Source organism: Cobetia sp. SIMBA_158 (assembly GCF_046566945.1).
Classification (GTDB): Bacteria; Pseudomonadota; Gammaproteobacteria; order Pseudomonadales; family Halomonadaceae; genus Cobetia; species Cobetia amphilecti.
The window spans coordinates 1-235 of record NZ_JAWJYL010001102.1 but is presented as its reverse complement, the minus strand read 5'-3'; the positions used below and the strand labels follow the sequence as shown (position 1 = coordinate 235).

The 235-nt window shown below is 61.3% G+C and carries 1 protein-coding gene; it reads left to right on the top strand.

Annotated elements, in window-relative coordinates:
* A partial coding sequence (locus tag R2R70_RS23195; RefSeq protein ID WP_410979375.1) for a hypothetical protein occupies nt 1-235 on the top strand: 235 nt, incomplete at both ends.

Genomic DNA, 235 nt, shown 5'->3' with positions numbered 1-235 from the left:
GAACGTGAACCGCCCAACCCAACCTTTGCGATTGAAGGCCGCGCTGAAGTCCTATGCGCACACGCGCGCGCTCAAAGCCGGCGAACTGACCGACCCGTCGGTCGAACTCGTGTTCGACGAAATCGAGCCCATTCACAACGCGTTCGCGCCGATGGCGCGTCGTCAGGCATTCGACGTCAGCGAACTGGCCATCGTCACATATCTGCAGGCGAAGGCCTATGGCAAGCCGCTGATC